The 9,825-nt window shown below is 69.3% G+C and carries 10 protein-coding genes; 6 read left to right on the top strand and 4 right to left on the bottom strand.

Going from position 1 to position 9,825, the window contains the following annotated elements; genetic code table 11:
* The coding region (locus tag ACWEMY_RS11300) for an aminoglycoside phosphotransferase family protein (RefSeq protein ID WP_452389894.1) at positions 1 to 847 on the bottom strand (847 nt) is incomplete at its 3' end.
* 95 nt (positions 848 to 942) lie between these two features.
* Here ACWEMY_RS11300 and ACWEMY_RS11295 point away from each other — a divergent pair.
* Positions 943 to 1,380 (top strand): GNAT family N-acetyltransferase, encoded by a 438-nt coding sequence (locus ACWEMY_RS11295; protein ID WP_452389893.1) that lies wholly within the window; start codon positions 943 to 945, stop codon positions 1,378 to 1,380.
* 8 nt (positions 1,381 to 1,388) lie between these two features.
* Here the strand turns inward: ACWEMY_RS11295 and ACWEMY_RS11290 are convergent, their stop codons facing one another.
* From ACWEMY_RS11290 to ACWEMY_RS11280, 3 genes are all read right to left on the bottom strand, one after another.
* A complete protein-coding gene (locus ACWEMY_RS11290) occupies positions 1,389 to 2,039 on the bottom strand; it encodes a Uma2 family endonuclease (protein ID WP_452389892.1) in 651 nt (216 codons plus the stop codon).
* A 209-nt stretch (positions 2,040 to 2,248) separates the two neighbouring features.
* A complete protein-coding gene (locus ACWEMY_RS11285; protein WP_452389891.1) occupies positions 2,249 to 3,205 on the bottom strand; it encodes an electron transfer flavoprotein subunit alpha/FixB family protein in 957 nt (318 codons plus the stop codon).
* Between the two features lie 37 nt (positions 3,206 to 3,242).
* Positions 3,243 to 4,028 carry an electron transfer flavoprotein subunit beta/FixA family protein gene (locus tag ACWEMY_RS11280; RefSeq protein WP_375929396.1) on the bottom strand — a complete coding sequence of 262 codons (786 nt, stop codon included), beginning with the start codon at positions 4,026 to 4,028 and terminating at the stop codon, positions 3,243 to 3,245.
* Between the two features lie 183 nt (positions 4,029 to 4,211).
* Here ACWEMY_RS11280 and ACWEMY_RS11275 point away from each other — a divergent pair, with 183 nt between their 5' ends.
* The 5 genes from ACWEMY_RS11275 (at position 4,212) to ACWEMY_RS11255 (ending at position 9,824) form a co-directional block, all read left to right on the top strand.
* Positions 4,212 to 5,000, top strand: a complete 789-nt coding sequence (locus tag ACWEMY_RS11275; RefSeq protein WP_452389890.1) for a class I SAM-dependent methyltransferase — start codon at positions 4,212 to 4,214, stop codon at positions 4,998 to 5,000.
* A complete protein-coding gene (locus ACWEMY_RS11270; protein WP_452389889.1) occupies positions 4,997 to 6,529 on the top strand; it encodes a 1,4-alpha-glucan branching protein domain-containing protein in 1,533 nt (510 codons plus the stop codon). The genes ACWEMY_RS11275 and ACWEMY_RS11270 overlap by 4 nt, the downstream gene beginning before the upstream one ends.
* Entirely contained in the window at positions 6,526 to 7,779 is a 1,254-nt protein-coding gene (locus ACWEMY_RS11265) for a glycosyltransferase family 4 protein (RefSeq protein ID WP_452389888.1), read from the top strand. The genes ACWEMY_RS11270 and ACWEMY_RS11265 overlap by 4 nt, the downstream gene beginning before the upstream one ends.
* A 131-nt stretch (positions 7,780 to 7,910) precedes the next feature.
* A complete protein-coding gene (locus ACWEMY_RS11260) occupies positions 7,911 to 8,273 on the top strand; it encodes a SpoIIAA family protein (protein WP_278263688.1) in 363 nt (120 codons plus the stop codon).
* A gap of 141 nt (positions 8,274 to 8,414) precedes the next feature.
* Positions 8,415 to 9,824: a DUF1254 domain-containing protein gene (locus tag ACWEMY_RS11255; RefSeq protein WP_452389887.1), complete on the top strand. Its 1,410-nt coding sequence runs from the start codon at positions 8,415 to 8,417 to the stop codon at positions 9,822 to 9,824.
* Position 9,825 lies beyond the last annotated feature (1 nt).

The following is a 9,825-nucleotide window of genomic DNA, read 5'->3' as shown; positions in this document are numbered from 1 at the left end:
CCCTGGCCGGGTCGACGGCCAGGGCCGCGGCGGTGGCGGTCACGACCGTGTCCGCGTGTTCGCGGGTCGGGCAGGACTGCACCTGGATCATGAGCAGGAACCCGGCGTCGAAGGCGGCCTCGCCCAGACAGGGCTTGGGGTCGATGAGCAGCCACGGTTCCCGTTTCGCGGCAACGATATTGCCGAGGTGGGTGTCGCGGTTGACGATGAGCGGCGGGCCGTCGAACGTGGCCAGTTCGGCACACCAGGACGCCACCCGTTCGCGCAGCCGATCCGAGAGCAGCGGCGCCAGAGCGGGATCCGGGTCGGCGAGCCGAAGGCGCAGTGCCGCGATCAGATCGGTGGCGAGCGGCAGCGGCGGGAACTTCGGCGGCACGGCGGGCAGCGGCCGGCGCAATCGCCGGTAGAGCGAGCAGGCCAGGGCCACCTTCTCCGCGTTCTCGGGTCGGCCCTCCAGGCTCGGAAAGCCGGGCTGAGTCAGCAATGCCGTGCCCGGGTCCGCCAGTTCGAGCAGCATGGCGCCACTGCCGGGATCGTATTCGAGCAGCCGCACCGCCCCGTCCCCGTCGTAGGCGTGCAGCGCCGTGGCCTCGGCGACGTTCTCCTCGTCGACCATCGGCACCTTCAACACCGCCAGTCTGCGGTCGTTTCGCAACACCACGGCGACGTAGGCGTGGGTCCCGCCGCGAAACGGCGCACTGAACTCCCGCAGACCCCACCGGGGCTTCAAGACGGCCACCACCCCGGGCAGCTCCTCGATCCACCGCTGCCCCTCGGCACCGAAGACCGCGCGCACGTTCTCCTCGACCGCCGAATCCAGCACCACCCCGAACCGCCCCAACGACATTCCCCCACCCTGTCGACCCGCCCCGGCCCCGTCAACCGACTTCCCCCGACGAACCCGGCTCGACACACCGGCCCCGCCCCGGAAGAATTTCCGGCATGACCGCAGCCCCCGGATTCCCCGACGGTTACGAAGTCTCCACCGACCCGGCCCGCCTCGACCCGGCCCGCGTGCACCACTGGTTGTCCACCGACTCCTACTGGGCCGAGGGCCGCCCCCGCGACCGGCAGGACCGCGCCATCGCGGCCTCACTCAACTTCGGTGTGTACGACAGCGTGTCGGGCACTCAGGTCGCCTACGCCCGCGTCGTCACCGACCAGGCCACCTTCGCCTGGCTCTGCGATGTCTACGTCGACCGGAGTGTGCGTGGCAAAGGCGTCGGCACGGCCATGGTCGCGGCCGTCCGCGAGCACCTCGAGCCCTACGGCCTGACCCGTGTCGCACTCGCCACCAACGACGCCCACGGCGTCTACGAGAAGATCGGCTTCACGCCCCTGCCGCGACCCGAGAACTGGATGGTCCTCGGCAGGCCGTGACGGTGTCGTCAGAAAGCCAGCGCGGACCAGGGGATCTCGAGCGTGAAGGGGTACGGGAAGGAAATGCCTGTCGCGGATTCGGGTGTCCACTCGCCCGCCAGCAGGTAGTTCGCGTTGCGCAGTGGACGCACGCCGGGCGGTAGTTCGGCGTGACCGGTCTCGAGGATGGATACCCGCAGTGCGGCGATGCCGGTGAGATCGCGCCTCAGCTCGACCTCCCAGTACGACGGGATACCGGCGCCCGCATAGCGGGCTTTCTTCGCTTCGATCTCGGAGGGCGTATTCGAGGGCGACAAGACCTCGCCGACCAGAACCACATCGGTGGCACGAACGTCTGCGCCGGGCTCCAGGCAACGGTGCACAAGGAAGTCCGGAGTGACGAAGTCGGTCTTTCCGGTGAGGCCGAAGAAGACATTCGTTTCGAGATTGCCGCGCCAGCAACGCTCCGGATGCGCTGCCTTGTCGACGCCGGAGCATCGCCTGATCTCCTGCGTCAGCAACAACGTCGCCAACTGGTGCTCACCCGGCCCTCGGCGCATCCACACGACCCGCCCATTCCACAGCTCGATCTGGGCGGCGAGTTCTTCGGGTAGCGCTTCCAGTTCCTCCCAGGTCATCGACTCGGGAAGATCGGGGCGATCGACGCTCGGCATGGCCATGCCCTCATGCTACGCACCGGAACCGACACATCCGGTACGGCGCCGAAACCCGAACGGCTCGCGAAATCTGCCTGCGCTGACGCAACAACAGATTTCGCGAGCCGAGGGTAACTCACCGGGTACCGGCTGAGCCGACTTCCCGTCTCCGCAAGCCGGGTGCACGAAGAACCCGCGCACGAGCGGCCCGCAGAAATTCGCGGGGAGGCGGACTAGCCCTTGTGGGACTTGACGGCCTCGGTCAGCTGCGGGGCGACGTTGAACAGGTCGCCCACGATGCCGTAGTCGGCGATCTCGAAGATGGGAGCCTCTTCGTCCTTGTTGACCGCGACGATGGTCTTCGAGGTCTGCATGCCGGCGCGGTGCTGGATGGCGCCGGAGATGCCCAGGGCGATGTAGAGCTGCGGCGAGACCGTCTTACCGGTCTGACCCACCTGGAACTGGCCCGGGTAGTAGCCCGAGTCGACCGCGGCACGCGAGGCGCCGACGGCGGCACCGAGCGAGTCGGCCAGCGCCTCGACGATCGCGAAGTTGTCGGCCGAACCGACACCACGGCCACCGGAGACGACGATGCCCGCCTCGGTGAGCTCCGGACGGTCGCCGCCCACGATCGGCTCACGCGAGACGACCTTGACGACGCCGTCTTCCTGCGCGGGCACCTCGACGGCGACCTGCTCGCCGGCACCGGCCTGCGGAGCGGCCTCGACGGCACCCGGACGGACCGAGATCACCGGCACGTCGCCGGTGGCCTTGGCGTCGACGGTGAAGGCGCCACCGAAGATGGAGTGCACGGCCGAGCCGTCACCGTTGACGCCGATGACGTCGACGAGCAGGCCGGAGCCGATGCGCGCGGCGAGGCGGCCCGACACCTCCTTGCCCTCGGCGGAGGCGGCGACGAGCACGGCGGCCGGACCGGCGGACTCGACCAGCGAGGCCAGCACGTCGACCTTCGGGGTCACCAGGAAGCCGTCGACGTCGTCGGACTCGGCGACGTAGATCTTCTCGGCGCCGGCGGCGGCCAGCGCGGCGGCCAGCTTCTCGGCGGTACCGGGGGCACCGGTGACCACGGCGGCCGGGGAGCCCAGCTCGCGGGCGGCGGTGATGAGTTCGGTGCTGACCTTCTTGACGGCACCGTCGGCGTGCTCGACGAGCACGAGTACTTCAGCCATTGTTCTTTCTCCTAGGAAGTTCTCGGACGGGACCGGATCAGATGATCTTCTGGCCGGTGAGGTAGGTGGCGATCTGGTTGCCGCCCTCGCCCTCGTCCACGATCTTCTCGCCGGCGGTACGCGCGGGCTTCGGGGTGGCGGCGGTCACCGCGGTGCCCGCGTTGGCCACACCCACGGTCGACGGGTCGATGCCCAGGTCGGCCAGGGTGAAGACCTGAACTTCCTTCTTCTTCGCGGCCATGATGCCCTTGAAGGACGGGAAGCGCGGCTCGTTGATCTTCTCGTTGACCGAGACGATGGCCGGGAGGTTGGCCTCGAGCTTGAAGACACCCTCGTCGGTCTCGCGCTCGCCGGTGACCTTGTCACCGTCGACGGTGAGCTTGCGCAGGTGGGTCAGCTGCGGGATGCCCAGGTACTCGGCGATGATGGCCGGGATGGCTCCCGCGCGGCCGTCGGTGGACTCGTTGCCGGCGATGACCAGCTCCACGCCCTCGACCTGGCCCAGCGCGCCGGCCAGCACCCACGCGGTCTGCACGGCGTCGGAGCCGTGGATCGCCGGGTCGTTGATGTGGATGGCCTTGTCGGCACCCATGGACAGCGCCTTGCGGATGGCCTCGGTGGCGCGATCCGGACCGGCGGACAGCACGGTGACCTCGCCGCCCTGCGCCTCCTTGATCAGCAGCGCTTCCTCGACGGCGCGCTCGTTGATCTCGTCGAGGACGGCGTCGGCGGCCTCGCGGTCGAGGGTGTAGTCACCATCGGTCAGCTTGCGCTCGGACCAGGTGTCGGGAACCTGCTTGATGAGTACGACGATGTTCGGCATCGGTCTTCGTCGACCTCCTTCTGGGACACGTGTGTGGTGGCCGCACGAGCGGAGCCGTACGTCCGGGTGAGAAATAGCTCAGGGCGGAACACTACCCCAAACTAAGTTACTCGTGGGTAACCTGCGTGCGCAACAGGTCCCTGGCTCCTGCGGGAACCGGCGGTACCAGTAACGTCGGTACCCATGAGCGAGGCTGTGATCCCTGCCGCACCCGCGGCCGCCACACATGAACCACTCCCGTTGACCGGCGAGCGGACCGTGCCCGGCATCGCCGAGGAGAACTACTGGTTCCGTCGGCACGAGATCGCCTACGCCCGCCTGATCGACCGCTGCGCCGGCCTGACCGTGCTCGAAGCGGGCTCGGGCGAGGGCTACGGCGCCGACATGATCGCCGGCGTGGCCGCGCGTGTCGTCGGAGTGGACTACGACGAGAGCGCCGTCGCGCACGTGCGCGCGCGCTACCCGCGCGTGGAGATGATCCAGGGCAACCTGGCCGCGTTGCCGCTCGAGGACGAATCCGTCGACGTGGTGGTGAATTTCCAGGTCATCGAGCATCTCTGGGACCAGGCGCAGTTCCTGCGCGAGTGCCTGCGGGTGCTGCGCCCGGGCGGGCAGCTGCTGATCAGCACGCCGAACCGGATCACCTTCTCCCCCGGCCGCGACACCCCGCTCAACCCCTTCCACACCCGCGAGCTCAATGCCGCCGAACTCACCGAACTGCTGGTGGAGGCCGGTTTCACGGTGTCGGAGATGCTGGGCGTGCACCACGGCGCGAGCCTGAAAGCGCTGGACGCCAAGCACGGTGGTTCGTTCATCGACGCCCAGATCGAGCGCGCGCTGGCCGGTGAGCCGTGGCCCGCCGAGCTCACCGCCGACGTCGCCGCGGTCACCGTCGACGATTTCGACCTGCGCGCCGGTGACATCGACGCCAGCCTGGACCTGGTGGCGATCGCCGAAAAGGCAAGGCGTTGACCGAAGTTCCGGGGCAGTTCACCCTCGTTCTGCATTCCCACCTGCCGTGGCTGGCCCATCACGGGCGCTGGCCGGTCGGCGAGGAATGGCTCTACCAGTCCTGGGCCGCGTCTTATCTGCCGCTGGTCCGAGTCCTGAAAAACCTTGCCGCCGAAGGACGTTCGCACCTGCTGAGCCTGGGCATCACCCCGGTGCTCGCGGCCCAGCTCGACGACCCACACTGCCTGGCCGGGATGCACCACTGGCTGGGCAACTGGCAGTTGCGCGCCGACGAGGCGTCGATGTCGGGGAATGTGGCGCTGGGCCGCCACGAACATCGGCTCGCGGCGACAGCGCTGACGGAATTCGAGCGCGACTGGCGCCACGGCGGGTCGCCGGTGTGGCGCTCGCTGATCGACGCCGACGCCATCGAATTGCTCGGCGGTCCGCTGGCCCATCCGTTCCAGCCGCTGCTGGACCCGCGCCTGCGGCAGTTCCAGCTCACCGAGGGCCTGGCCGACGCGCGGCAGCGCTGGGGGTCCACCCCGACCGGTATCTGGGCGCCCGAGTGCGGGTACACGCCCGGCATGGAGCTCGGTTACGACGCCGCCGGTGTGACGCATTTCATGGTCGACGGGCCCTCGCTGCGTGGCGACACGAGCCTCGGCAGGCCGGTGCGCGAGGCCGACGTGGTGGCCTTCGGCCGCGACCTCCAGGTGAGCTACCGGGTGTGGTCGCCCAAGCAGGGCTACCCGGGCCAGTCCGCGTACCGCGATTTCCACCACTACGACCACGCGACCGGGCTCAAGCCCTCCCGGGTCACCGGCAAAACGGTGGCCGGTCCTGACAAGGCCCCTTACGATCCCGAACTCGCCGCGACGGCGGTCACCCGCGATGTGGCCGACTTCGTCGAGACCGTGCGCGCGCGGCTCATCGAGGAGTCCGCGCGGATCGGGCGGCCCGCCCTCGTGGTGGCCGCCTTCGACACCGAACTGTTCGGCCACTGGTGGCACGAGGGACCGCAGTGGCTCGAGCAGGTGCTGCGCGCGCTGCCCGAGGCGGGAGTCACCGTGGGAACCCTCGCCGACGCCCGCGCCAACGGCTTCGTGGGCGAAGCGGTGCAGCTCAACGACTCGTCGTGGGGTTCGGGCAAGGACTGGCGGGTGTGGGCGGGCGACCAGGTCGCCGACCTCGTCGAGCTCAACGCCGAGGTCGTCCGGCTGGCGCTGGACACCCTCGACAAGACCCGCCGGGCCGATTCTCTGCGCGATCCGGTCGCCGACCAGTTGCTGCGCGAGGCCATCCTCACGGTCTCCAGCGACTGGGCGTTCATGGTCTCCAAGGACTCCGCCGCCGGCTACGCGCGCGACCGCGCGCACCAGCACGCGCACGCCGTGCGTGAACTCGCCGAGGCGATCGGAGCCGGTCAGTTCGCCAAAGCGGCCCGACTCGCGGCAGGATGGAGCGCGGCCGACGGATTCTTCCCGGGTCTGGACGCGCGGCGGTTGCCGAGCGCCGTCACCTCGGCCGCCGCTGAAGGATTCCGATGAAGATTTTGATGGTGTCGTGGGAGTACCCGCCGGTCGTGGTCGGCGGGCTCGGCAGGCATGTGCATCACCTGGCCGTGGAACTCGCCGCGGCCGGGCACGAGGTGGTCGTGCTCGCGCGCAGGCCGACGGGCACCGACTCGATCACCCATCCCACCCACTCCTACATCGCCGACGGCGTGCTGGTGGTGGCGGTGGCCGAGGACCCGCCGTGCTTCGACTTCGGCGAGGACATGCTGGCCTGGACGCTGGCCATGGGCCACGCGATGGTGCGCGCCGGGGTCGCCCTGGGCAAGCCGGGCGTCGGCGAGGGCTGGACCCCGGATGTCGTGCACGCGCACGACTGGCTGGTGGCGCACCCCTCGATCGCGCTGGCCGAGTTCTACGACGTGCCGCTGGTGGCCACCATCCACGCCACCGAGGCAGGCAGGCACAGCGGCTGGGTGTCGGGCCGGGTCAACAAGCAGGTGCACTCGGTGGAGTGGTGGCTCACCAACGAGGCCGACCAGCTCATCACCTGCTCGACCTCCATGCAGGACGAGGTGGAACGGCTCTACGGGCCCGAACTCTCGCCGATCACGGTGATCCGCAACGGTATCGATGTGGGCGCGTGGACCTTCCGGCCGCGCGCGCCGCGCTCCGGGCCGCCCAAGCTGCTGTATGTGGGCAGGCTCGAATACGAGAAGGGTGTGCAGGACGCCATCGCCGCGCTGCCGCGCATCCGCCGCGCCCATCCGGGCACCACGCTCACGATCGCCGGTGTCGGCACCCAGTTCGACTGGCTGCGTGAGCGCGCCCGGGTGCACCGGGTGGCGCGGGCGGTGAACTTCGTCGGCAGTCTGGGCCACGAGGAACTGCTCGGCTGGCTGCACGGCGCCGACGCGATCGTGCTGCCCAGCCGCTACGAGCCCTTCGGCATCGTCGCCCTCGAGGCCGCCGCCGCCGGGGTGCCGTTGATCGCCTCCACCGCCGGTGGACTCGGTGAGGCCGTGATCGACGGCGTCACCGGGGCCTCGTTCGAGCCCGCCGACGTGGACGGCATCGTCGACGCCGCCCGCGCCGTCCTCGACGACCCCGCCACCGCCCAGGACCGTGCCTTCACCGCCCGCGAACGGCTCACCGCCGATTTCGCGTGGGACGTGGTGGCCGCCGAGACCGCCCAGGTCTACTCGGCCGCCAAGCGCCGGGTGCGCACCTCGCTGGGCCGCCCCGACATCGTCGAGCGGCCGCTGCCCGAACGCGACCCCAAGTAGTTCGCCTGCTCCCCGCCGACCGGTCCGGTCGGCGGCGCACGATCGATTTCACCCGCAACGCATGACGCCGCCGCGTCGGCCCGGGCCTACCGTCACCGGTGACCAGCCCCGCCGCCGAAGGAGCCCGTGCCATGCCCTTGCAGCCGATCCCCGACCTCCCCGCCGCGACCATCGGCTTCCGCGCCGTCGGCACCGTCACCGCCGAGGACTACACCACCGTCCTCGACCCCGCCATCGAGTCGGCCCTGGAACACGAACAGCCGGTCAACCTCGTCTACGTCCTGGGCCCCGACTTCGACCGCTACTCCCTCGAGGCCCTCTGGCAGGACGCGAAACTGGTCCGCGTCCCCCGCAGCGCCTGGGGCCGCGTCGCCCTGGTCACCGACCACCGCGCCCTCGGCGAGGCCCTCCACCTGTTCCGCTTCCTGCTCCCCGCCGAAGTCCGCGTCTTCCCCACGTCCGCCGAGTCCGACGCCCTCGCCTGGATCGCCTGACCAGTACCCAGACGAGCCGGCTCGCCTATCGCCGACTTCACCCGGAACGTGTGAGGCACGGTGTGCCGAAGGGGATTTAGCGTCACGATGCGACGCGCGAACACCGCAGTTCAGGCGGACTACTCCACGAAAGAGGCAGCTGTGGCCGAGACGACGTCACCGTTGGTCGATCAGATCAACCAGGGCAACTGGCTGCCGCAGCAGGAAGCCGAGTCGCTGCGCGCGGAGCTGTACTACCAGCGAGCGGTGCACACGTACATGACGATGCAGCCGGCCTTGAACGTGATCGGCATGCGCGACGGCTCCGAACGGGCCTTCGGCCGCGGCTACCACATCCTCCCGATCTGGAAGGACCGGATGGACAGCCGCACCTGGGTACCCACGCCCAACGCGGATGTCATCTACTCGATGAACTACCTGGACCTGAAGCAGACCGGTCCGCTGGTCGTCGACGCTCCACCGAACGTGATCGGGATGTTCACCGATTTCTTTCAGCGCACGCTCACCGATGTCGGGGCGATCGGCCCGGACCGGGCCCGCGGCGGGTTGTACCTGCTGCTGCCGCCGAACTACGACGGCCACGTGCCCGGTGGCTACTACACCGTGACGTCTTCGACGTACAACGTCTTCCTGTTCTTCCGCACGGTCATGGGACAGGGTGCGGGCGAGCCGGACCCGTCGGTGGCTGTCGCACTCGCCGAACGCACGCGGATCTTCCCGCTCTGGATGCCGGAGAAGGACGTACCCGCCATGCAGTTCCCGAATGCCAGCGGCCGCCGCCTCGACATGATGTACCCGACCGACTTCACCTACTGGACCAAGTTGAAGGACTTCGTCGACTACGAACCGGTCGCCGCGATCGATCCGGAACTGCGCGGGGTGCTGGCCTCGATCGGGATCGTCAAGGGCGAGCCGTTCGAACCCGACGACTGGCAGCGCGCCGCCCTGAACCGCGCGCTCACCGACGCGCCACGCATGATTCTGGCGCTGGCACAGCTCGGCCGCGACGACGACCGCAACTACTACTACGACGACCGGCGCTGGCAGGTCGCCTGGGCCGGCGGCACAGCCGAATGGATGCAGGAGAGCTACCTCGACATCAACACACGAGCGCGGTTCTTCCAGTACGCCTACTCGTCCGCACCCGCCATGAACATCCATTCGACCGGCGCCGGATCGAAGTACCCCTTCACCTACCACGACGCCGACGGCGAATTCCTCGACGGCAGCCACACCTACAAGCTGCACCTGCCCCCGGACATCCCCGCGGCACTGTTCTGGGCGACCACCGCCTACAACATCACCGACGGCACCATGCCCGAAACCCCCCAGCTGCTGCCCTCGACCAACGGCTACTACGACATCCCGCCCAACGAGGACGGCTCGATCGACATCTGGTTCGGTCCGCGCCTGCCCGACGGGGTGGTCGACGCGGCCTTCGTCGAAACCGTTCCCGGCCGCCACTTCATCGTCGCGCTGCGGTTGTACGGCACCGAAGTCGCCTTCTACGACCAGACCTGGCGGCCCGACGATCTGGTCAAGGTCGAGTAGC

The sequence above is a fragment of the Nocardia sp. NPDC004415 genome, assembly GCF_053602435.1.
This window is presented reverse-complemented; position numbering and strand designations above follow the sequence as displayed.